This is a genomic window from Rhodococcus ruber (assembly GCF_027270735.1).
Classification (GTDB): Bacteria; Actinomycetota; Actinomycetes; order Mycobacteriales; family Mycobacteriaceae; genus Rhodococcoides; species Rhodococcoides rubrum_A.
The window spans coordinates 701,613-723,434 of the sequence record NZ_JAPWIJ010000001.1 but is presented as its reverse complement, the minus strand read 5'-3'; the positions used below and the strand labels follow the sequence as shown (position 1 = coordinate 723,434).

Below are 21,822 nucleotides of genomic sequence, written 5' to 3'. Positions count from 1 at the left end.
GATCAGACCATCTGGCTCTGCGGTTGTGCGGCGCTGATCTCGAGGCCGATCTGATCCGCCAGGAACGCAGCGTCACGGGCCACCGAGGCGAAACGTCCCGAACCCCACGTGTGCTGCCACGGCAGGCCCAGGAAATACAGGCCGGGAACGGATGTGACGCCGCGATTGTGCGTCGGGTGCCCCTCGCCGTCGAAGGCCCCGACCTTCAGCCACCGATAGTCGGTACGGAAGCCCACCGACCACACGACGGCCGTGACGTCGGAGGTAGCGAGATCCAGTTCGGTGCTCTCGGCCTCAGGACGCCACACCGGTACGTAGCGCTCCTCGGTGGGCGCGTTGATGCCCTCGCGCTCGATGTACGCGTCGATGTTGTCCTTGATACTTTCGGCAACACGGTCCGCAGCATCGAGGGACGCCTCGAGCGTGGGCGCGAACTGCAGCACGCCGTCCTCGACGCCCAGCAGACGGCCGTACAGCTGCATACCCTCGGTCGCGAATGCACGCAGGTCGATGTCTCGACCACCGTCACGTCCGGTGACGTAGTGGTTCGTGTTCTCGCGTTTGCCGACGCCACCGGGTTGATCTTCGATGGAGACATCGTAGACGCCCATGTCGTGCAGCCAGGCAACACAGTCGCGGCCACGATAAAAGCGAGCGACACGGGGAGCAGTACCGGCCACCAGGTGAACGCGGCGGCCGTCGAGGTGCAGATCCTCGGCGATCTGCGCGCCGGACTGTCCGGTGCCGACGACCAGTACGTCGCCGTCCGGGAACTGATGCGAGCCGCGGTATTCGGAGGAGTGGATCTGGACGATGTCACGGGGCAGCTTCTCGGCGAACCGCGGGATGGTGGGGATGTGGTAGCCACCGACCGCAACGACGATCTGGTCGGCGTGCATCGGTCCGGCTGAAGTCTGCAGATCGAAGCCGCCCGCCGCTGATTGCAAGGCCTGGTCCACCGAAACATGCTCTTGCACCGGTGCATCGAAGCTCTCGGCGTAGCGGCGCACGAAGGCGTACACCTCGTCGCGCTGCATGAATCCGTCGGGATCGTCACCGTCGTAGGAGTATCCGGGCAGTGCGCATTGCCAGTTCGGAGTTACGAGTGTGAAGTTGTCCCAGCGGGAGTCCTTCCACTCGTGCGCGATCGTGTCGCGCTCCAACACAACGTGTTCGATGCCTCGCTGAGTCAGGTGCCAGCTGATGGACAGACCTGCCTGCCCGCCACCGATGACGATCACGGAGTGGTTATCTATCGCACTGTGGTTCTCTGTCATAGCAATTCAGCTCCCGACATGCTCAGTACACGGACGGCACCGGCCCGATACGAAGCGCTGACGCCGTGGATCTCTTCCATCTGCTGCGCGGCCGAGGTGCACCGCATGCCGAACTTGGCGAGCACTCGATCGCTGGCGATCGTCAACGCTTCCGACGTCCGCTGAACGAACTCCGCCACCGGGTACTCCTCGCCGGGCGTCAGGTAGTCGTGCATCACCAGAGACGGTGAATAGCAGGACTGTTCGCGCCCATCGGGCCAGCGAACAAGGAACGACATCTCAGGCATGGATCGGCTCCTTGGTGATGGTCCGATACACGGACGGCCGACGATCGCGAAGGTTGTACATCCCGCCGCCACGCGCCGCCCCGATGAGCGCATCGACGTCGACGGTGGCCGTCGCCAGTCCCGGTTCGACGCCGGTGCCGGCGAGAATCTCCCCGCCGGGCCCGACGATCTTGGCGCTGCAGACGAACCGTAAGGATCCGAAGGTGCCGGCCTGATTCGCCGCGACCCAGATGATCTGGTTCTCGAGCGCACGAGCGCGATCGTAGATGTCGAAGCGCTGCTTCCAGCGGTCCTCCTCCATGTTCTCCACAGTCGCGGTACGTGCCGTCGGCCAAGCGGAGATGGAGGCGACGATCTCGGCACCGTCGAGGGCAAGCTCGCGGGCCGCTTCGGGGAATCCCTTGTCGTAGCAGATCTGCATGCCCATTCGGCCCACCGGAGTATCGAAGGCGGAGTAGCTGTCTCCCGCGTCGTAGCAGAGGTTCTCACCGAGCGGCTGGTGCACCTTGCGGTACGAGCCGAGGATTCCGCTGCCGTCGACCGTCACTGCGGCGTTGTAGCGGGTGTCGCCGTCCTTCTCACAGAAGCCGAAGGTGACGACGGTGTCCCCCGCCATGTCGATGACCCGCCTGATCTCGGGTCCGTCGAGTTCGAGGGCCGGAGGCAGTGCTTTCAGTCGACGCTGTCGCGATTCCTCGGTCTCGTCGCCTCCACCGAGGCTCGGCAGGTAGCCGCCGAGGCAGGCCTCGGGTAGGACGAGCAGTTGACTGCCGCGATTGCGCGCTTCCTCGAGCAACGCGGCGATGGTGGCGTAGCCCTGTTCCATGTCGCGCCCGAATTCGGCTGCGGCAACGGAAATAGTGATGGCCTTCGGGTGGGTGGTCATGCTTCTCCCAATCCGGTCACGGTGGACGTGACCGCGCGAGTGGTGATTCCGTCGGGCCATCGCAGCGCGACGCCCGGAATGTCGGTGAGCTCTCCGCATACTGCGGACAGTGCAGGTCCGGATGGTGCAACAGGTGCACCGGGACGGTCCGCGGTGATCATCGCGAACCCAGGAAAACACGTGATCCACTCGCCCATCGACGCAGCGTCGGGCTTCGGGATCGAGGAGATGTCCAATACGGCACCGGTTCCGCTTGCCTCGGCCAGCATCCCGGTAGTGCCCGCCAGGCCGGCCATCGAGACGTCCTTGGCTGCCTTCGGCGCGGTTCGGGCAACGAACGACGCCATTGCTGTCAATTCCTCGGTGTTGCGTCGCGAGGACGAATCCCATTGCTGGCCAGAGTATCCCCGTCGCCACTCACCTTCGATGTCGGCGGTGAGCGTCAGCCGGTCGCCGACGTTGCCCCCACCGGCCCGCACCGGGTTCGCTGTACGCCCCAGAGCAGTGACCGACAGCGAGGACGGCACCCCGGCCTGAGTATGGCCACCGAGTACCGGGACTTGCCATGCTGCAGAGGCATTGGCGAGTCCCCGAATGATGCGGGTCAGCCGGGACTGTGTGGGTGCTCCGACGGAATCGAGCATGCCGACGGCTCGAGCTCCCATCGCAGACAGGTCGTTCAAGTTCACCAGGGCCGCGCACCACCCGGCCCACTCCGGGTCACGATCGACCATCGAGGGAATGATTGCGTCGCAGGCCGCGATCATGTCACTGCCCGGTACCGGTACCCCGTCGTCGCCTCGAAAGCCTTTGGCCCCGAGCCCGAGCGGCTGCGCCTTCAGGGGTGCGAGCACTCCGGCGAGCATCGCTTTGGTCGACGACACCAGCCGTTCGATTCGGTCGATGGGCCAGTACATCGCCACATGCGGGGTACCGGCCACTTCGACGTCGCCGCGTCTGATCCACCCGAGACCGGTGAACAGCTTCTCGTTGCGCTTCTGCACCGTCGCATCGAACCGAAGTACGCCTCGGCTCTCGGCATGCGCACAGGCCGCACGAACCAGTGCAGGACCGACACCGGAGGTGCGCGCCGAAGCAGACACCACCAGGCGACTTCCGGCCCACCATCCCAGATCCGTTGCGGTGCAGGGAGCAAGACGTACTCCACCGAGCACGGTGCCGTCCCGGTCGGTGGCGACCAGAACGACAGTGCGATGGTCGTCGTCGATATCGTCTTGATCGGTGCCGGAGAACAGGCCCTGTTCGGCAACGAACGTCGCCTTGCGTAGTGCCCGGTACGAGCTCAGTTGCACCGGGCCGTCGCACGGTTGGACCACGAACTCGGGCTCCGCGACAGTGGTTGCAGCGCCCGACAATCCGGCAAGATCCTGTGCGTCCGCCCTGTACATCTCAGCCTCCCGCATTCTGCAGGACGCTGCACGCACCGCATGCCGCGCAGCCTGCCTTCTGATCGGAGCCGAGCATCGCTGCTGCCTGGAGCTCCTTGGCAACGCGTCGGGTGACGCTTTCGAATACGTCACGGGCAGGGGCCGTCGCGCGATCGACATCGACTGCCAACGTGCCGGCAAGTGGACGAAACGGAACGACGAAGGGGTACACGCCCATCTCGATGAGTTCCGCAGCACCGGAAACCAACTCGTCCGGATCCTCACCGAGGCCGACCAGAATGTAGGTCGATACCTGGTTGCGTCCGAAGATCCGCACTGCCTCTCTCCAGGCCGCGCGGTACTCGTCCATCGATACCGACGCCTTGCCCGGCATCCACCGTCGTCGAACCTCGTCGTCGAGAGATTCGACGTGGATGCCGATGGATTCGGCTCCGGCGTCGTACAGATCCTGAATCGTCTGCAGGTCACCGGGAGGTTCGCACTGCACCTGGATCGGCAGATCAGGAACCACGGCCTTGATGGCGCGCACACATCGGGCCAGATGACGGGCACCGCGATCCTTCGCTGCGGAAGTGCCTGTCGTCATGACCATTTGAGTGACGCCGTCGAGCCGGACGGCCGCCTCTGCTACCTCGGCGAGTTGAGCCGGGGTCTTGACGGCGATGGTGTCGCCTGCCTCGAGCGAGGCCTCGATGGAGCAGAAGCGGCACCGCTGGTCGGCGTCGTAACGGATACACGTCTGCACCACGGTCGTAGCGAGAACGCTGGAGCCGTGGAGCTTGGCGATCTTTTCGTAGGCGATCCCGTCGGCGGTGGCGAGGTCGTAGAACTTCGGACGGTCGACGGCCTGAACATCGAGACCGATGTCGTTGCCGTCGAACAACACTCGTCCCTCTTCGAGAACGTACGGGCTGAGCGGATTGCGTGGGATGGCTGCGCCGAGGCCATCGATGGTGACATGCCCGTCATCGCTCGGCCCGGCGCCTGCCGTTCTCGAGACCGGCGTGGATCCTCGGATTCCGAGCAACGCCAGATCTACACGCGTACTGACCGACATGGTTCGCTCCTAGACCATGTAGGTCGAGTTGATGATGGCACCCTTGCGCGCGTAGTGGATCAGCGCGTCCTGCACGTCGAGGGGGTGGGCCGGGATGACACCTTCGATGAGATCCTCTTCACGACCGCCGTGCAGCGCCAGACCGAAGCGGCAGCAGAACACCGTGCCGCCCTCGGCGATGAACGTCGCAAGGGAGTCGTTGATGTTCTGCTCACCCGGGAAGCCGGAGTCACCGGTAGTCGGAAATCCGCGAGTGGCAAGGCAATTGATGGCACCGGGGCCGTAGAAGTACATTGCCGACTCGAAGCCCTTACGCAGGGCGCGCGTCGCCTGAAGTACCGCAACGAACGATACCGAGGACTCGTGGGCGATGCCGTGCACCAGAGTGAAGTAGCTTTCGCCGTTCTCTGCCTTGTAGTCGGGGAAGATCTTGGTGGAGCCGTAGATGTTGCTGCCCTTGGGAAGTGAAGGGTGCGGGATCTCTTCGAGGGACTTCTTGATGTTCTCGGCGATGGACTGGTCGAGGTCTGACACTGGTGTCTCCTGAGGTTCGCAGAGCTGGCTGAATGCAATGGGCAACTACTCGAGATGCGGTGGGCGTCGATGGCCACCTGAGGAAGAGAGGTCATGTCCGGCGAAAGAGCAGATCCTCTTCGGCCATGGGACAAGTACAAGCCCCATCCATTTCCGGTTGGTCACGCTCGGAACAACGCCGTGTTTCGAGGGCCTCACAGTGTTGACGTGGTGTTACGCGGCTACTGTGAAGGCCGGTCCACCCATCCATCGCGAGCAGGACGAGGAACACGATGATCGGCGCCGTCACCGGCTTGTTGTATGCGTTGTCCCTGGTAGTGGGCATCTGGGTGCTCGTGAAGCTCGCCACGAACCGACCCGTTCTGTTGAAGAACAAGGCCGACCGAGCACTGTTCTGGACGATCGCAGCCACCGAGGCCGTCGTAGCGCTTCAGGCCGTGATCGGGTTCGTCATGATGTTCACCTCGGATCGCGAGATACACCGGTTGACGTTCGGCTCGTATCTCGTCGGACTGCTGTTCCTGCTTCCGTTGGGAACGTGGTGGTCCCTGGGCGACCGTTCCCGCGGCGGCACAGCGGTGCTGCTCGTCGCCGTCCTCACCCTCGCAGCCATGGTGTTGCGCCTGAGCCAGATTTGGGCCGGATATGCCTGACAACCTCCAGCAAGCGACGCGCACCGGCTTCGGGCGCTTTCTCATCGCCGTCTACGCGGTGTTCGCCGTTGCCGCGACATCGCGCTCGATAGTGCAGCTCACCACCCGATTCGACAACGCACCGGTGGCGTACCTTCTATCGGCGTTCGCTGCGGTGGTCTACATCATCGCGACGGTGGGACTGGCGAGGGCAACCGAAGCATCCCGAAGCGTGGTGACGGTGTCCTGCATCATCGAACTCGTCGGAGTCATCGGCATCGGCACTCTCAGCTACATCCAGCCCCAGGATTTCCCGGAACCGACGGTGTGGTCGCACTTCGGATCCGGATACGTCTTCATCCCGGTGGTGCTCCCCATCGCGGGACTGTGGTGGTTGCGAAAGACTCGACAGCGGTAGAGGTCTGTGGCCAGAATCGGCCATGACCACCTGGACGACCGTCGATGTCGATTACCACCTGTTCTCGCTTGTAGCAGCGCACAGTGAGCCGGTGCCCCCGGGTGCCCTCGGCGAGCTCATCGACGCCTCCGACAACTGCATTCACGTCCACACAGGAATTGCATCGGGGCCCGTTCGCGTTGCCGTCGACGTCCTGGCGCAAGCACCGACAATCGAAATCGACGGGTCGTGGGAGGACGCGGCCGAGGCCTCGATCGCCGTGGACGCGACGCTGACTTTCGTCTCCGGGCTGGGGTACGTAGGCACGGACGCGACTACGGTCTCGCCGCCCGTGAGCGGCTTTCTGGGAGTTCGCGTGAGTTCGAGAGGTAGAGGTACCCATTGGGATTCGGACGTGAGCGAACCAGTCGAGGACTATCTCTTCGAGATCTGGCCCGCGACGATGCGACACGAGTTGACGCGCGTGAAGACCACGAACGGTCCACAGAACTCGAAGCCCGGTTCGGTACGGCCTCCGAGTACGTCGACTTCGAGGTCGAATTTCGATCCCTACAGCGATGCGACGGTGCGTCGCCGCGGTCCGGTCAGCTGGGATCCCGAGGAAGCGTGAAGATCTCCGACTCTCGACGTGGCTGTTAGCACACCCCGCCGACAGGTTTGCTTTACCGAATCCTTATGCAGGGCAATAGTTTTCGATTCGACTATCATTGCCAGTCGAACGCACGTTCGATACACTTACCCCCATGACCACCGCGATCTGGCAACTGAGCGAGGCAGAACTCCTCGCCGACGCCACCGCGGTCTCACATCAGATCCAACTCCTCGAAGCCCGCCGGATCGCGCTCGTCGCCGACATCGACACCCGCGTGAGCCGAGAGAAACTCGGCTTCCCCGGCCCAGCCGGATGGCTCACCTCCACCACACTGCTCTCCCCGGGCAAAGCCACCAAGATCGTCGCCCTCGCCCGCGGACTGAAGAACTTCCCCGACATCGCCGACGCCGTGAACACCGGGCGCATCTCCGTCGACCACGCCGCCCTGATCCTCACCTTCGCCGAAACCCCACCGAAGAACCTCCCGCAAGAAGGCCAGGACGTCGCCAGAGCAGCATTGCTGACCGCCGCGACCGGACCCGACGCCCGCACCGGCCCACTGCGCGCAGCGATCACCCGCCTCCACGACACCTACGGCGGCAAGACACCACCTGCCGAAGACACCGACCGCAACGAACTCTTCGCCTCCACCACCCTCAACGGACGTCTGGTGGCGAAGATGGATTTCGATGCGATCACCGGCGAAAAGCTGCTCACCGCGCTCCTACCGTTGACCGAACCCCGACCCGCCGCCGACGGCACCCAAGACGAACGCAGCCCCGCCCGGCGTCGAGCCGACGCCTTCGGACACATCCTCGACCGCTACCTCGCCTCCAGCAACCGCCCCACCGAAGGCGGGGAGAAGCCGCACGTCAACCTGCACATCCGGTTACAAGATCTCACCGACCTCCACGGCACTACAGCAGGCGCAGGTGACAAATGCAGTGGCAGCGGCAGTGGCGAGAACACCGGCACCGCAACCGAATCCGATAGCGCAAGCAGCAGCACCAGCGGCGGTGATGCCGATGGTTGTGACAGTGGACCGGCCTCCGATCGTGGCGCGTATCGGGACCTCTTCGGCGACGGCACCACCGTCGGGTGGCTCCCGTGGATGGGACCCCTCTCCCGCGAGACGTCTCGGCAACTGGCCTGCGACTGCATTCTGACCGCCATCGTGATGGACGAGAACGGATCCCCCATCAACCTCGCCCGCACCGCCCGCACCGTCACCGCGAAACAGAAACGCGCCCTCATTGCCCGCGATCACGGCTGCGCGTTCCCCGGCTGCGGCAAACCCGCCGCCTGGACCGAAGGCCACCACATCTGGCACTGGACCGACGGTGGCCCCACCGACATGAACAACCTCGTCCTGCTCTGCGGATTCCACCACCGACTCATCCACCACAGTGACTGGGAAGTGTTCATCGCCGCCGACAACCACCCCTGGTTCGTACCACCCGCCACCGTCGACCCCTACCGAAAACCCCGACAATCCCACGCCCGAGCCGGCCCCCACATCACATAACCACCGACAACGAGACCAGCCCCGCACCGAGAACACGGTGCGGGGCTGGACGAGGTTGTCGTGCAGCTACTTCAGCAAGAATCGCTCACTTCAACGCCGCCAGGTTCGCAACGGATTTCTTGACATCGGTGTCCAGAGCCCGCGCCACCACCGATCCCACCGGACCGAAGAGCACACCCCCGCCGAATTTCGCGTCGAGCGTCAGCTCCGATCCGCCCTCGGCCTCACGAACATGGACAGTCAGCGAGATTCGCACCCCGCCCTTGCCGCGGCCGGACATCTCGATCAGCTTGGGCTCGTCGTATTGCGTGAAAGTCCAGTTGATCGTGTTCTTGAAACCCTTGACCTTCACCAGCGACTCCACTTCGGTGCCCTTGCCGACCTTCTTCGGTGGTGGGCTGCACCACCCACCATGGATGGTCATCCACTCGTCGAAGCGGTCGAGCGCGGAAGCCTTGTCCCACGCGCCCTGCGGATTCTCGGGCATCTGTACCGAGACACTGATCGTCGCCATGGGATCGAGCCTGTCACAAGTTGCCCGCAGGTTCTGACGTCGGCCACTAACCTGAGACGATGGCCACGCTCGAGATCGAAGGACGGAAGGTCTCCGTCACCAACCTCGACAAAGTGCTGTTCCCCGACACCGGCACCACCAAGGGCAACATCATCGAGTACTACGTTGCCATCGCACCCGCCATGCTGCCGCTTGTCGTCGGCCGCGCCGTCACCCGTAAGCGTTGGCCCAACGGCGTCGACCAGTCGTCGTTCTTCGAGAAGAACCTCGCCGCATCCGCACCCGACTGGCTCGATCGCCGGTCGATGCAACATTCCGATCGCGTGGTCACGTATCCGCTGTTCTCCACCGCGGCCGATCTGGCGTGGCTAGGCCAACAGGCAGCCATCGAAGCGCACGTGCCGCAATGGCGATTCGACGGCACCGAGCCCGGCCCCGCCACCCGCATGGTCTTCGATCTCGATCCCGGCGATGATGTCGATCTCGCTCGATGCGCCGAAGTAGCCTGCGAGATAAGAGATCTGATCGGCGATATCGGCATGACCGCATATCCGGTCACCAGCGGCAGCAAGGGAATCCACCTGTACGTCCCGCTCGAGAAGCCATTGTCGACGTCGGGCGCGTCCACCGTCGCCAAACGTGTTGCCACGCTACTCGAAGAGCGCTCGCCGGATAGGGTCACCGCCACCATGGCAAAGGCCAAACGCACCGGGAGAGTATTCGTCGACTGGAGCCAGAACAACGGCAAGAAGACGACGGTGGCACCCTACTCACTCCGCGGGCGAACACTCCCCACCGTCGCTGCACCACGCACCTGGGACGAGCTGGAAGCGTCCGGGCTGCAACAGCTTCGGTTCGAAGAGGTCCTGGAGCGATTCCAGGACCTCGGCGATCTTTTGGCGCCACTGGACCCCACCGTGGACTGGGCCCCCGAAAGCAGTCCTGCTACAGACAAACTCGACAAGTACCGCAGCATGCGCAGCGCCGACAAGACGCCCGAGCCGATACCGACCACCACCGAACCGCAGGGCAACAACGACACCTTCGTCATCCAAGAGCATCGTGCCCGACGCCTGCACTACGACTTCCGACTCGAACACGACGGCGTCCTGGTCTCGTGGGCCGTCCCCAAGAACATCCCGGTAGATACCAAACAGAACCGGTTGGCGGTACACACCGAGGACCACCCACTCGAGTACGCGACGTTCTCCGGTCGGATACCGAAGGGCGAGTACGGAGGTGGCGATGTAACGATCTGGGACAGCGGAACCTACGAGCTCGAGAAGTGGCGTGAGGACGAGGTCATCGTCGTCCTGAACGGATCGAAGGCCCGCGGCAGGTTCGCCCTGATTCGCACCAAGGGCAACCAGTGGCTGATGCATCTGATGAAGGACGCAACGAGCGACAAGGCAGTGAGCGACAATCCCCCGCCCAAGAACATATCGCCGATGCTCGCCACCGCGGGCGACATCCTGGGCCTCGGCGACGACGAGTGGTCGTTCGAGGGCAAGTGGGACGGGTTTCGCATCGTCGCAGAGTTCACGCACGGGTCCATGACGCTCCGGAGCCGCAGCGGCAACGACTACACCGAGAAGTTCGGCGCGCTGCAATCTCTGGCGGACGACCTCTCCGACCACGACGCCGTCGTCGACGGAGAAGTTGTCGTGTTCGACGCCAACGGCATCAGCAGCTTCGAGATGCTGCAGAACGCGACCCGTGACGACATCCGTTTCATCGCCTTCGATCTGCTCTACCTCGACGGCACCTCACTGCTGCGCAAGAAGTACTCCGATCGACGGCGGCTACTCGAACTGCTCACCACCGGACTCGACTCGGTCCTGGTGCCGCCGCGGTTGACTGGCTCCGCCGAAGACGCTGTCGCCGAAAGCAGGGAACGCGGATGGGAAGGCGTCATCGCCAAGCGGACCGACTCCGTCTACCAACCCGGCAAGCGCGCCCACACATGGATCAAATACAAGAACTGGCGGACCCAGGAAGTCGTGATCGGCGGGTGGCGTCGGGGCCAGGGTCGTCGTGCCGGCGGGTTCGGCTCGTTGTTGATGGGGATCCCCGACGGCGACGGCCTTCGCTACGTGGGTCGCGTCGGAACCGGGTTCGACGACCGGGCACTCGACACTCTCGCCGCCCTCCTCGCGCCTCTCGAGACGTCGGACAGTCCCTTCTCTGCGGTGTTGCCCACCGCCGACCGGAACGGAGCGGTGTGGGTGGAACCGACTCTCGTCGGTGAAGTCCGGTTCTACGAATCGACCGAATCGGGTCATCTACGGCATCCGAGTTGGCGCGGTCTGCGCCCCGACAAGGCACCAGAGGACGTCGTTCCCGAATAGCGATACCGTCACGCCGACACGACGTTCGGCACCTCCGAGAGAAACCGGCACAAACACCGTTCTTCTGTTGCCATAGAATCCCCGAGTGCGTACCGTTCGTCCTATCGTTTCCGGGGGGAACGTAACAATTCATGCTGTACCAGCTATATCGATTTGCGGGCCGGTCCCACGGGGGGCTTGCTGGATCATCGGAGCGCACGGCGCTTCGATTCAGGCACGGAGGGGTTTACCACATGCGGGTTCTCAAGCTGGCGGGCGCTGCCGGATTGACGGCAGTAGCAGTACTGTGTTCGTCGCTCGTCGGCGCAGGTCAGGCGGCGGCGGAGCCACTGATGCCGACCCCCATCGCAGACGGGTTCGGTGCACCGCCTGCGGATCTGGACGCCCTCCGACCGGGCGATGTGATCTCCAGCCGGCCGATGCCACCCCCGCCGGGATTCTTCGATGTCGATGTGTGGCAGCTCAAGTTCCGCTCGACCGATTCCGCGGGTGATCCCATTGCGGCAATCAACACCATATTGGTTCCGCGCAACAAAGCGCCCAACGGCCCATTGCTTTCTTACCAACACATCATCAATGCACTCGGTCTCGAATGTGCACCTTCACAAGCACTCTGGTCCAATGACCCCAATTTGGCGATTCGCGAAGCACCGGCCCTCAACGCCGTACTGCAGCGCGGCTGGACTGTCGCCATCGCCGATCATCTCGGACCGAGAAGCGCCTACGGTGCCGCCAAGCTCGGCGGACAGATCGTGCTCGACAGCATTCGCGCCACGCAGCGCTTCGACCCCATCCAGGTTCAGCAGAGCCCGGTCGCCTTGGCCGGGTACTCCGGTGGCGGCATGGCGACGGCGTGGGCCGCGGCGTTGCAGAACGACTACGCGCCCGAGCTGAACATCGTCGGCAGCGCGAACGGTGGCGCTCCGATGAACCTCGAGCGCATGGCCCGCGATCTCGGTTTCGCCCCGCACCCGATGTTCGGTCTGGCCTTCGCGGCCGCTCTCGGTATCGAACGCGAGTACCCCACGCGAATCCCGATCAGCTCTCAGCTCAACCCGGTGGGTAAGGAGATCGAGCGGAAGATCCAGAACGGGTGCACCAACGACATCATCGCAGCGGGCGCGGGCAAGAGCGCGATGGAAGTGGCGGGCACACTCGACCTGATCAACAGTCCGGAAATGATCGCCGCCGTCAACGAGAACAGCGTAGAGCTGTACCCGGGCGTACCGAAGGCACCGTACTTCGAGTGGCACAGCCCCTCCGATGCCTTGATTCCGGTCAGCGCCATCGACAACACGATTGCCCGATACTGCCGCGCCGGAGTTTTGGTGACCGAGGTGAAGGTGCCCAGCAACGACCACCTCACCGCCGCAGTTCTCGGTCTGCCGCAGGCGCTCGAATGGATCGACCAGCGATTCGCAGGAGTGCCGGCAACAACCAATTGCTGATCGCGCCGACCGACCCATGTCACGTAATCGAAGCTTTGATGGGTCGGTTAGGCTAACCTCGCTCAGTTCCTGCGCGAGGAGATCACATGAAGAAGTCTGTCCAGCTCGTCGCCGCCGGTGCCTCTGTTCTGGCACTGGCGGTCGGTTGTTCGTCCGACAACACCACGGCCACGTCCAGTAACTCCGAGAGCGGTGCCGGCTTCCCCGTCACCATCGAGCACCAGTTCGGTGAGACGGTCATCGACGCCGAGCCCACCCGCGTGGTGACGATCGGGTTCAACGAGCAGGATTTCACGCTCGCGCTCGGGGTCAAGCCTGTTGCGACGCGCGGCAACCTGAGCTACGACTACCGGCAGCGTCCTTGGGCACAGGAGGCGCTGGGCGGCACCGAGATTCCCGAGGTCGGCAGTACCGACCTCAACCTCGAACAGATCGCCGCGCAGGCCCCCGATCTGATCCTCGGACCGTACTCATTCATCGACCAGGGCCAGTACGACCAGCTTTCGGGAATGGCTCCCACGATCGCGGACATCGGCGGCTACGACAACGTGCCCGCGGCAACCTGGCAAGAGGAGTTCGCGGTCGTCGGCAAAGCCCTCGGCAAGAGTCAGGAAGCGCAGGACCAGACGGCCACGCTCGAGCAGAAGTTCGCCACCACCGAGGCCGAGAACCCCCAGTTCACCGGCAAGTCACTGTCTCTCGCGTTCGTCATGGACGACGGCAGCTACCTACTGCTCGGCAAGGACGACATCCGCGCGCTGTTCTTCACCGACCTCGGCTTCGAGATTCCCGACGCATCCGAGACGATCAGTTCCGAGAACCTCGGGCGTCTCGACACCGACGTACTCGTCATCGCCGGCCAGAGCCGCGAGCAACTTCAGGCGAACCCGCTGATCGCGGCCCTCGACGTCGTGAAGCAGGATCGAACCGTCTACATCGGATCGTTCAGCACCGATCTGCCCTCGGCTCTGGGATATTCGAGCCCGCTGTCCCTGGACTACGCGATCGACGGATTCACCCCGATGCTCGCCGCGGCGACCGACGACGACCCATCCACTGTGGTGCCGGCACCCTGAAGCTCCTGATCCGACCGACCCGATTGGGCGAACTGCGTCCGATGCAGCTCCTCGTAGCGGCCTCCCGCTGCGAGGAGCTCGTCGTGCGTACCTCGCTCTGCGATTCGCCCGTCCTCGATCACCAGGATCACGTCGGCTGCCCTGATGGTCGAGAGTCGGTGCGCGATCACCACCGACGTCTTCCCTTCCAATGCCTCGGCCAACGCCGCCTGCACCGCGGCCTCGGACGTGGAATCCAGTGACGCCGTGGCCTCGTCGAGGATGACGACCCGTGGCTGCGCGATCAGCAACCGCGCGATCGTCAGGCGCTGACGCTCTCCACCGGAGAGTCGATATCCACGTTCGCCGATGACCGTGTCCAGGCCGTCGGGCAAGGAACGTACGAGGTCTGCGAGCCTCGCCCTCGACAGGGCATCCCACACTTCGTCGTCGGTGGCATCGGGCCTGGGCAACAACAGGTTGGACCGGATGCTCTCGTGGAACAGGTGACCGTCCTGGGTCACCATTCCGACTGTGCCGCGGACTGATTCGGCCGTCAGATCTCGTACGTCCACGCCGCCGAGGCGGACGGCGCCGCCGTCGACGTCGTACAGGCGAGCAATCATCTGCGCAATCGTGGACTTGCCTGCACCGGAGGACCCGACCAACGCCACCATCTGGCCCGGCTCGGCGCGGAACGACACACCGTGCAGAACCTGTTCTCCGCCGCGCGAATCCAAGGTGGCCACCTCCTCCAGAGAGGCGAGCGAAACCTTGTCTGCCGAGGGGTACGCGAACCGAACATCGTCGAGTTCGACGGCCACCGGCCCCGCAGGCAGAGTCTTCGCATCGGGCTTGTCGGTGATGAGCGGAACGAGATCGAGCACCTCGAAAACCCGCTCGAAGCTCACCAGAGCGCTCATGACCTCCACCCGCGCGCTCGCCAGTGCGGTCAGCGGTGAATAGAGCCGCGCGAGCAGAAGCGAGAGCGCCACAACCGAACCCGGGTCGAGTGACCCCCGGAGGGCGTAGAAGCCACCCAATCCGTACACCACGGCGAGAGCCAGCGCAGAGACCAGCGTCAGTGCCGTCACGAACACCGTTTGCACCATGGCACTGCGAACGCCGATGTCGCGCACACGCCGGGCGCGTACTGCGAACTCGACCGATTCCTGCTCGGGATGGCCGAACAGCTTGACCAGCGTCGCCCCGGGAGCCGAGAAACGCTCGGTCATCTGCGTGCTCATCGCCGAATTGTGCGCGGCCGCTTCACGTTGCAACCGTGCGAGGCGTCGGCCCATCCGGCGCGCGGGAAGCACGAACACCGGCAGCAGAATCAGTGCGAGAAGCGTGATCTGCCAGGATATCCCGATCATCACCACCAGGGTCAACGCCAACGTCACGAGGTTGCTGACGACTCCCGAGAGCGTGGTGCTGAATGCGCGCTGCGCTCCGATCACGTCGTTGTTGAGCCGACTCACCAGCGCACCGGTACGCGTTCGCGTGAAGAAGGCGATCGGCATGCGCTGGACGTGGTCGAACACCGCGGTCCGCAGATCCAGAATCAGACTTTCGCCGATGTTCGCAGAGAGCCACCGATTGATCAGACCGACCACGGCGTCCACCAGAGCGATCGCCGCGATCGCGATCGCCAGCAGCACCACCACGCGCAGCTCTCGTCCGTCCACGATGGCGTTCACCACTCGGCCCGCCAGTACCGGTGTGGCCACCGCGAGAACGGCCGAGGCCACGCTCAGCACCAGGAAACCGCCGAGAGCGCGGCGATGCGGCGCCGCGAACGTCAGAATTCTGCGCGCCGTCTCCTTCGAGAACGACGACTGGGTATCGGGCCTGTTCATCGACCGATACATCTGGTTCCAGGCGGTCATCTCCATGCTCATGTCAGCACCCTCATGTCGTCACCCTCACGTCGTCGATCTCATGTCATCACGGTAGAACCTCGACATAGCTCGAGGTCAAGCGCGGCTCCCCTCGCCAGGATCACGCCGCCGCGGCTGCTGCCACCGGCTCCAGCGCGAGCGCCAGAATGTCGGCGACATCGGTCATCGGACGGACGTCCAACGCTTCCAGCACTTCTGCTGGCACCTCGTCCAGATCCGGTTCGTTGCGAGCCGGGATGAACACCGTCTTCAGTCCCGCTCGTTGCGCAGCGAGCAACTTCTGCTTCACCCCGCCGATCGGCAGCACCCGACCGTTCAACGTGACCTCCCCGGTCATGCCGACGTCCGATCGCACCGGCCGTCCGGTGGCCATCGACACCAGTGCCGTCACCATGGTCACGCCTGCCGACGGGCCGTCCTTCGGCACCGCACCTGCCGGAACGTGCACGTGGATACTGCGATCGAGAGACTCCGGTGCGACGCCGAATTGTGCTGCGTGCGCGCGTACGTAGGACAGCGCGATCTGCGCGGATTCCTTCATCACGTCGCCCAGCTGACCGGTGAGCTTCAACCCCGGATCGCCGTCGGTCGAGGCCGCCTCGATGAACAACACATCGCCGCCGAGTCCGGTGACCGCCAGACCCGTTGCCACACCCGGTACTTCGGTTCTCTCGTGCGCCTCGGGCGTGAAGCGAGGACGACCGAGGTAGGTCACCAGATCCGGCTCGTCGATCTGCAGAACGTCGGCTGTGCCCGCGAGGTTCGTCGCCACCTTACGTAAGGCCTTGGCCAACAACCGCTCGAGTTGCCGCACCCCTGGCTCACGGGTGTAGTCGGCCGCGATCTTGCGTAGTGCGGTGTCGGTCACCGTCACCTCGTCGGAGGTGATTGCAGCCCTGTCCATCTGACGGGGAAGCAGGTAGTTCCGGGCGATGACGACCTTGTCGTCCTCGGTGTATCCGTCGATGGTCACCAGTTCCATGCGATCGAGCAACGGGCCGGGAATCTGGTCGATCACGTTTGCCGTGGCGAGGAACACGACGTCGGACAGGTCGAGATCCAGATCGAGGTAGTGATCGCGGAACGTGTGGTTCTGCGCCGGGTCGAGCACCTCGAGCAGCGCGGCACTCGGGTCGCCGCGGTAGTCCGAACCGACCTTGTCGATCTCGTCCAGCAGCACAACGGGATTCATCGATCCCGCCTCGCCGATGGCCCGTACGATTCGGCCCGGCAGTGCGCCGACGTAGGTGCGACGGTGCCCACGAATCTCGGCCTCGTCTCGAACGCCACCGAGAGCGACGCGCACGAAGGTACGGCCGAGCGCACGGGCGACGGACTCGCCGAGTGAGGTCTTGCCGACCCCGGGCGGGCCCGCGAGCACCATGACCGCGCCGGATCCGCGCCCACCGACGGACTGCAGGCCCCGTTCGGAACGTCGCGCACGGACAGCCAGGTACTCCACGATTCGATCCTTCACATCGTCGAGTCCGTGATGATCCGCGTCGAGAACTGCACGCGCAGAATCGATATCGGTATTGTCGGTCGTGGTGTTGTTCCACGGTAGGTCGAGCACGGTGTCGAGCCAGGTTCGGATCCAGCCCGATTCCGGACTCTGGTCGCTGGCACGCTCCAACTTGCCGACCTCACGTAGCGCCTGCTCGCGCACTTTCTCGGGCAGATCTGCGGCCTCGACGCGGCCACGATAGTCGTCGGCACCGTCGGGCTCGTCTTCCCCGAGTTCCTTACGGATGGCCGCCAACTGCTGACGAAGCAAGAACTCCTTCTGAGTCTTCTCCATCCCCTCACGAACGTCGCCGGAGATCTTGTCGTTGACCTCGACCTCAGCGAGGTGCGCTTTGGTCCACTCGATCAGCGAATCCAGACGCGTTGCCACGTCCGGTGTTTCGAGAAGGTCACGCTTCTGCACATCGGTGAGGTAGGACGCGTAGCCCGCGGTATCGGCGATGGCACTCGGATCCGTGAGCTTGTTGACCGAGTCGATCACCTGCCAGGCGTCTCGGCGTTGCAGCATCGCCACGACGAGCTGTTTGTATTCGGCCGCAAGGGCTTTGAGATCGTCACTAGCGGCCACGTCTGCGACGGTCTCGGCCTCCACCCACAGGGCGGCACCGGGACCGCTGACTCCGTGGCCGATGTGCGCGCGGCGCGTGGCTTTGATGACGGCGGCCGGTCGTCCGTCGGCCAGGCGGCCCATTTGCACGATGGTCGCGAGGACTCCGTACGCGGCGTAGCGGTCTTCCAAACGGGGAGCAACGAGCAGGGTACCGTCGTTGCTCGCCTTCGCCGCATCGACGGCGGCGCGCGCGGCCTCGTCGAGTTCGACGGGCACCACCATTCCGGGCAGGACTATCGGGTCGGTCAGGAACAGTACGGGGACACGAACGGTTTCGGTCACTTCTCCTCCAAAGATTGAGCTATCGGGACTCAACTTCGAAAGCAGTAGTGATGTTCCCGCTGCTGGCCGGTGTTCTCCGTGGGCAGAACACCGGCCGCCACCGTCTTCACATCAGGGCGACTACTTCAGCGCGCTGACCAGCTTCTCTGCGAGCGGGCGCGTCGAGGCCGGGTTCTGTCCGGTGTAGAGGTTCCGGTCGACGACCACATGCGGCGACCATGCGTCGGCGTTCTCGAACTTCGCACCGTTCTCGCGCAGCCGAGTTTCGAGGAGCCACGGGGCCTTGTCTGCGAGCCCGGCCTGGGTCTCCTCCTCGTCGGTGAAGCCGGTGAGCTCGTACCCGTCGAACGCCCAGGATCCATCGGAGCGCACTGCGGGAAGAAGGGCGGCCGGCGCGTGGCACACCGCGGAGACCACCTTGTCGGCATCGAGGAAGTCGACCACCAGCGCGCCGAAGCTCTCGGACACGGCGAGATCCTCCATCGGTCCGTGACCGCCGGGAACGAACACGACATCGAAGTCCGACGCCTTCTGGTCTTCCAGCACGGCGGGGGAGGACAGAATGTTCTCGATCGACGCGAGGTAGCTCTTCTGATCCGCCACCTTCTGCTCGTCACCACCGTTGGCGTCGACCGCCAGGCTGCCCTCGTCGACGACCGGTGCCTTACCGCCCGGCGTGGCCACCGTGATGTCCCACCCGGCGTCGACGAAGGTGCGGTGCGATTCGGCGAGCTCTTCGGCCCAGTAGCCGGTGGGGTGCTTGCTTCCGTCGTTCAATGTCCAATGGTCGGCAGCGGTTACCGCGAACAGCAATGTAGTCATGGTGGACGGATGCCACAGAGACCCAGAATCGAAACCGATTCGACGAGCTTCAGGTCGGCACCGGACCGAATCCGCGGTAAGGAGAGAGCGGAATCACCGTGAACTCGGACAACCCCGACGACGCCATCGGCAGTGCGTCGACTGTCGACCGAGCGACGGACGCATTCTCGGCCTCGACCACGAAGGCAGCCCCCGCCACGTCCCCGCGGAGCCAGATCTGGCGCACGACGCCGTCCGCGTACAGCGCCCGAACCGCATCCGTCTCCGCCGGCAGCACAGCGGCGAAATCCTCGTCCGAGTACTGCTCTACGCGCCGTCGACTCAACACCAAGAATTGCATCGTTCCCCTCCCGAGATCGACCAGCCCATTGCTGCGCGAATCTACTCGCTCGCAGAACCGATCACCACTACGGCATCGAACGTCTCGGATTCACTGATACTGGCCGCGAACCCGGCCTCGCGGATGGCCTCGAATGTCGAATTCGCCAGCAGGGCACTGGTTTCGATGAGCAGACTGCCGTGCGGAGCCAGCCAGTCGTGGGCGTGCGTCGCAACCCGCCGATGGAGACCAGTGCCGTCCACGCCGCCGTCGAGCGCGATGTGCGGCTCGTGAAGTCGCGCCTCTCTCGGCATCAGCTCGATCGCACCCGTCGGGACGTACGGGGCGTTGACGACTATCGCGTCGAATCTTCCGTGCAGTTCCGGGGGCAGAGCGTCGAACAGGTCACCGCGGTGCACCGTACCTCCGACGGCATGCAGGTTGCGTTCGGCGCACTCCACCGCCGCCGCGTCGACATCGGCCGCATGCAGTTCGGTGACGCCCGTAACCGAGAGCCCGATCGCGCCGGAACCGCAACACAGGTCGAGTAGCGTCGAAGGATGCAGTGCTGCAGCACATTCCACGAGGAATTCGGTGCGGCGGCGGGGAACGAACACACCCGGTTCGACGGCGATGCGTCGACCACAGAACCACACCCACCCCACGACGTGCTCGAGCGGTTCACCGGCGATGCGACGCCCCAGCAGTTCCGCGAGCTCTGTCGGGCTCGAGGCGGACTCGACGAGGATCTCTGCTTCCTCCTCGGCGAACACACACCCGGCTGTGCGCAGCGCGGACACCACGTCGTCGAACCCTGGTTCCACCGCCGACGACCTCCTGGATTGCTGTGCGCCCAGCTGTCCCGTTGAAATACTGTAGCCCGGTATGTCGCAGGAGAGGAGAGGGCGATGAGCTGGGATGCCACAGTGCGTCGAATGTGCCTGGCGCTGCCCGAGACGTACGAGGAACAGGCCTGGGTCGGTGAGCGCTGGCGGATACGCGGTCGCACGTTTGCCCACCTGCTCGAGATTCGCGACGGTGGTCCGCCGGCATTCGCGAAGGCTGCAGGCACCGACGGCCCGGCTCACGTCCTCATCTTCCGTTCTCGCGGAATCGAACTCGACGCATTGTCCAAGCGGGACGGCTTCTTCGCTCCAGGTTGGGGACCCGAGATCATCGGCATGAAGCTCGACGCCTCCGTGGACCGCGTGGAACTCGGCGAGCTGATCACCGAGAGTTACTGCAACCGGGCACCGAAGAAGCTCGTCGCACTGCTCGATCTACCCGAGTGAATCTCGTTTGACGCTGACGCACGTCGAGGGACACAGTGGACGCATGGCTGCCCCGAGCGAGAACTTGCTGGCCGATTGCGGCAGTTGTTTCGGGCTCTGTTGCGTCGCTCTGCCCTTCGCGAAGTCATCCGATTTCGCAATGGACAAAGCCGCAGGGGAGCCGTGCCGCAACCTCCTGGAGGACTCGCGGTGCAGCATTCACTCGTCGCTCCGGGAGAAGGGTTTTCCCGGGTGCACGGTGTACGACTGCTTCGGTGCGGGCCAGAAGGTGTCGCAGTCCACGTTCGAGGGACGGGACTGGCGGCAGCAGCCGTCGAACGCGTCGGAGATGTTCGCGGTTTTTCCGGTGATGCGTGATCTGCACGAGCTGCTCTGGTATCTGGCGGATGCCCGTGGCCGGAAGTCGACCGAAAGCCTCCACACCCGGCTTGCCGGCGATTACGACGAATTGGAGGCGCTCACGTCGGCAACTCCCGGGATCCTGATGGCGGTCGACGTCTCCGCCCTGCGCTCTCGAGTCAACGAAGTGCTGCTCGACGCAAGCGACCAGGTGCGCGCCGAGGTTGCAGGCAAGAAGACTAACTACCGCGGACGCGACATGATGGGCGCGAAGCTTGCCGGTGCCGATCTGCGCGGCGCAAGCTTGCGCGGCACCTACCTCATCGGAGCCGACCTGCGCGGGGCCGACCTGCGTCTGGCCGACGTGATCGGCGCGGACCTTCGAGGTGCCGACCTCAGAGGCGCAGACCTGCGTGGCAGCATCTTTGCCACCCAGTTTCAGATCAACGCGGCTCGAGGTGACCGAGCAACACGGCTACCGCAATCCCTGACCCGTCCGAGTCACTGGACCTGACCTTCAACCCAGTGATCTACCGGTCTGCTCCAGCGCTGCTCGGACGATTGTCAGTGCCTTCGGGCCGACACCGTGCAGCTTTCTCAACTCCGCCGCCGACACACCTGCGAGATCGTCCAGACACCGGTAGCCCGCCGCGCGGAACGCCCGGCACGCAGGATTTCCGGTCCCCTTCGGAAAGTCCGGATGTTCATCGGTTTGTGCTGTGCTCACGGGCGCATCCTAAGGCAGACCGGT

The 21,822-nt window shown here is 64.3% G+C and carries 22 protein-coding genes; 9 read left to right on the top strand and 13 right to left on the bottom strand.

Going from position 1 to position 21,822, the window contains the following annotated elements:
* Positions 1 to 2: 2 nt before the first annotated feature.
* The 6 genes from O4220_RS03540 to O4220_RS03515 are packed head-to-tail and all read right to left on the bottom strand — an operon-like array spanning position 3 to position 5,450.
* Positions 3 to 1,277, bottom strand: a complete 1,275-nt coding sequence (locus tag O4220_RS03540; RefSeq protein WP_269602180.1) for an MSMEG_0569 family flavin-dependent oxidoreductase — start codon at positions 1,275 to 1,277, stop codon at positions 3 to 5.
* Positions 1,274 to 1,564 carry an MSMEG_0570 family nitrogen starvation response protein gene (locus O4220_RS03535; RefSeq protein WP_269602179.1) on the bottom strand — a complete coding sequence of 97 codons (291 nt, stop codon included), beginning with the start codon at positions 1,562 to 1,564 and terminating at the stop codon, positions 1,274 to 1,276. The genes O4220_RS03540 and O4220_RS03535 overlap by 4 nt, the downstream gene beginning before the upstream one ends.
* Positions 1,557 to 2,450: a carbon-nitrogen hydrolase family protein gene (locus O4220_RS03530; protein ID WP_269602177.1), complete on the bottom strand. Its 894-nt coding sequence runs from the start codon at positions 2,448 to 2,450 to the stop codon at positions 1,557 to 1,559. Before O4220_RS03530 ends, O4220_RS03535 begins: the two co-directional genes overlap by 8 nt.
* A complete protein-coding gene (locus O4220_RS03525; protein ID WP_269602175.1) occupies positions 2,447 to 3,859 on the bottom strand; it encodes an MSMEG_0567/sll0787 family protein in 1,413 nt (470 codons plus the stop codon). The genes O4220_RS03530 and O4220_RS03525 overlap by 4 nt, the downstream gene beginning before the upstream one ends.
* Position 3,860: 1 nt before the next feature.
* Positions 3,861 to 4,916 carry an MSMEG_0568 family radical SAM protein gene (locus tag O4220_RS03520; RefSeq protein WP_269602174.1) on the bottom strand — a complete coding sequence of 352 codons (1,056 nt, stop codon included), beginning with the start codon at positions 4,914 to 4,916 and terminating at the stop codon, positions 3,861 to 3,863.
* A 9-nt stretch (positions 4,917 to 4,925) separates the two neighbouring features.
* Positions 4,926 to 5,450 carry an MSMEG_0572/Sll0783 family nitrogen starvation response protein gene (locus O4220_RS03515; RefSeq protein WP_027495238.1) on the bottom strand — a complete coding sequence of 175 codons (525 nt, stop codon included), beginning with the start codon at positions 5,448 to 5,450 and terminating at the stop codon, positions 4,926 to 4,928.
* A 272-nt stretch (positions 5,451 to 5,722) separates the two neighbouring features.
* Here O4220_RS03515 and O4220_RS03510 point away from each other — a divergent pair, with 272 nt between their 5' ends.
* The 4 genes from O4220_RS03510 to O4220_RS03495 all read left to right on the top strand — a co-directional run bounded on the left by O4220_RS03510 (position 5,723) and on the right by O4220_RS03495 (position 8,617).
* On the top strand, positions 5,723 to 6,103 hold the full coding sequence (locus tag O4220_RS03510) for a hypothetical protein (protein WP_032378550.1): 381 nt from the start codon (positions 5,723 to 5,725) through the stop codon (positions 6,101 to 6,103).
* Positions 6,096 to 6,500: a hypothetical protein gene (locus O4220_RS03505; protein WP_269602173.1), complete on the top strand. Its 405-nt coding sequence runs from the start codon at positions 6,096 to 6,098 to the stop codon at positions 6,498 to 6,500. The genes O4220_RS03510 and O4220_RS03505 overlap by 8 nt, the downstream gene beginning before the upstream one ends.
* A 22-nt stretch (positions 6,501 to 6,522) precedes the next feature.
* Positions 6,523 to 7,110, top strand: a complete 588-nt coding sequence (locus tag O4220_RS03500) for a hypothetical protein (RefSeq protein WP_269602172.1) — start codon at positions 6,523 to 6,525, stop codon at positions 7,108 to 7,110.
* A gap of 133 nt (positions 7,111 to 7,243) precedes the next feature.
* Positions 7,244 to 8,617: an HNH endonuclease signature motif containing protein gene (locus O4220_RS03495; protein WP_269602171.1), complete on the top strand. Its 1,374-nt coding sequence runs from the start codon at positions 7,244 to 7,246 to the stop codon at positions 8,615 to 8,617.
* Between the two features lie 85 nt (positions 8,618 to 8,702).
* Here O4220_RS03495 and O4220_RS03490 read toward each other — a convergent pair whose 3' ends face one another.
* A complete protein-coding gene (locus O4220_RS03490; protein WP_032378553.1) occupies positions 8,703 to 9,131 on the bottom strand; it encodes an SRPBCC family protein in 429 nt (142 codons plus the stop codon).
* A gap of 59 nt (positions 9,132 to 9,190) precedes the next feature.
* Between O4220_RS03490 and O4220_RS03485 the strand changes: the two genes are divergently transcribed.
* The 3 genes from O4220_RS03485 (at position 9,191) to O4220_RS03475 (ending at position 14,003) form a co-directional block, all read left to right on the top strand.
* Positions 9,191 to 11,479: an ATP-dependent DNA ligase gene (locus O4220_RS03485; RefSeq protein WP_269602170.1), complete on the top strand. Its 2,289-nt coding sequence runs from the start codon at positions 9,191 to 9,193 to the stop codon at positions 11,477 to 11,479.
* Positions 11,480 to 11,712: 233 nt separating this feature from the next.
* Complete coding sequence (locus O4220_RS03480) at positions 11,713 to 12,927, top strand: lipase family protein (protein ID WP_269602169.1); 1,215 nt, start codon at positions 11,713 to 11,715, stop codon at positions 12,925 to 12,927.
* An 86-nt stretch (positions 12,928 to 13,013) separates the two neighbouring features.
* Positions 13,014 to 14,003: an iron-siderophore ABC transporter substrate-binding protein gene (locus O4220_RS03475; protein WP_269602168.1), complete on the top strand. Its 990-nt coding sequence runs from the start codon at positions 13,014 to 13,016 to the stop codon at positions 14,001 to 14,003.
* Here O4220_RS03475 and O4220_RS03470 read toward each other — a convergent pair.
* The 5 genes from O4220_RS03470 to O4220_RS03450 all read right to left on the bottom strand — a co-directional run bounded on the left by O4220_RS03470 (position 13,925) and on the right by O4220_RS03450 (position 20,264).
* Positions 13,925 to 15,883 (bottom strand): ABC transporter ATP-binding protein, encoded by a 1,959-nt coding sequence (locus O4220_RS03470; RefSeq protein WP_269602167.1) that lies wholly within the window; start codon positions 15,881 to 15,883, stop codon positions 13,925 to 13,927. The genes O4220_RS03475 and O4220_RS03470 overlap by 79 nt on opposite strands.
* A 100-nt stretch (positions 15,884 to 15,983) precedes the next feature.
* Positions 15,984 to 18,239, bottom strand: a complete 2,256-nt coding sequence (gene lon / locus O4220_RS03465; RefSeq protein WP_269602255.1) for an endopeptidase La — start codon at positions 18,237 to 18,239, stop codon at positions 15,984 to 15,986.
* A gap of 180 nt (positions 18,240 to 18,419) precedes the next feature.
* Complete coding sequence (locus O4220_RS03460; RefSeq protein ID WP_269602166.1) at positions 18,420 to 19,121, bottom strand: type 1 glutamine amidotransferase domain-containing protein; 702 nt, start codon at positions 19,119 to 19,121, stop codon at positions 18,420 to 18,422.
* A 49-nt stretch (positions 19,122 to 19,170) separates the two neighbouring features.
* Positions 19,171 to 19,461: a hypothetical protein gene (locus O4220_RS03455; RefSeq protein ID WP_269602165.1), complete on the bottom strand. Its 291-nt coding sequence runs from the start codon at positions 19,459 to 19,461 to the stop codon at positions 19,171 to 19,173.
* Positions 19,462 to 19,502: 41 nt separating this feature from the next.
* Positions 19,503 to 20,264 (bottom strand): putative protein N(5)-glutamine methyltransferase, encoded by a 762-nt coding sequence (locus O4220_RS03450; protein ID WP_269602164.1) that lies wholly within the window; start codon positions 20,262 to 20,264, stop codon positions 19,503 to 19,505.
* Between the two features lie 84 nt (positions 20,265 to 20,348).
* On the opposite strand from O4220_RS03450, the gene O4220_RS03445 reads away from it, so the two are divergent.
* Positions 20,349 to 20,732 (top strand): MmcQ/YjbR family DNA-binding protein, encoded by a 384-nt coding sequence (locus O4220_RS03445; RefSeq protein WP_269602163.1) that lies wholly within the window; start codon positions 20,349 to 20,351, stop codon positions 20,730 to 20,732.
* Between the two features lie 43 nt (positions 20,733 to 20,775).
* Positions 20,776 to 21,585 carry a pentapeptide repeat-containing protein gene (locus O4220_RS03440; protein ID WP_269602162.1) on the top strand — a complete coding sequence of 270 codons (810 nt, stop codon included), beginning with the start codon at positions 20,776 to 20,778 and terminating at the stop codon, positions 21,583 to 21,585.
* Between the two features lie 3 nt (positions 21,586 to 21,588).
* On the opposite strand, the gene O4220_RS03435 is transcribed toward O4220_RS03440, so the two are convergent.
* Positions 21,589 to 21,798 carry a DNA-binding protein gene (locus tag O4220_RS03435; protein WP_269602161.1) on the bottom strand — a complete coding sequence of 70 codons (210 nt, stop codon included), beginning with the start codon at positions 21,796 to 21,798 and terminating at the stop codon, positions 21,589 to 21,591.
* Between the last annotated feature and the right edge of the window lie 24 nt (positions 21,799 to 21,822).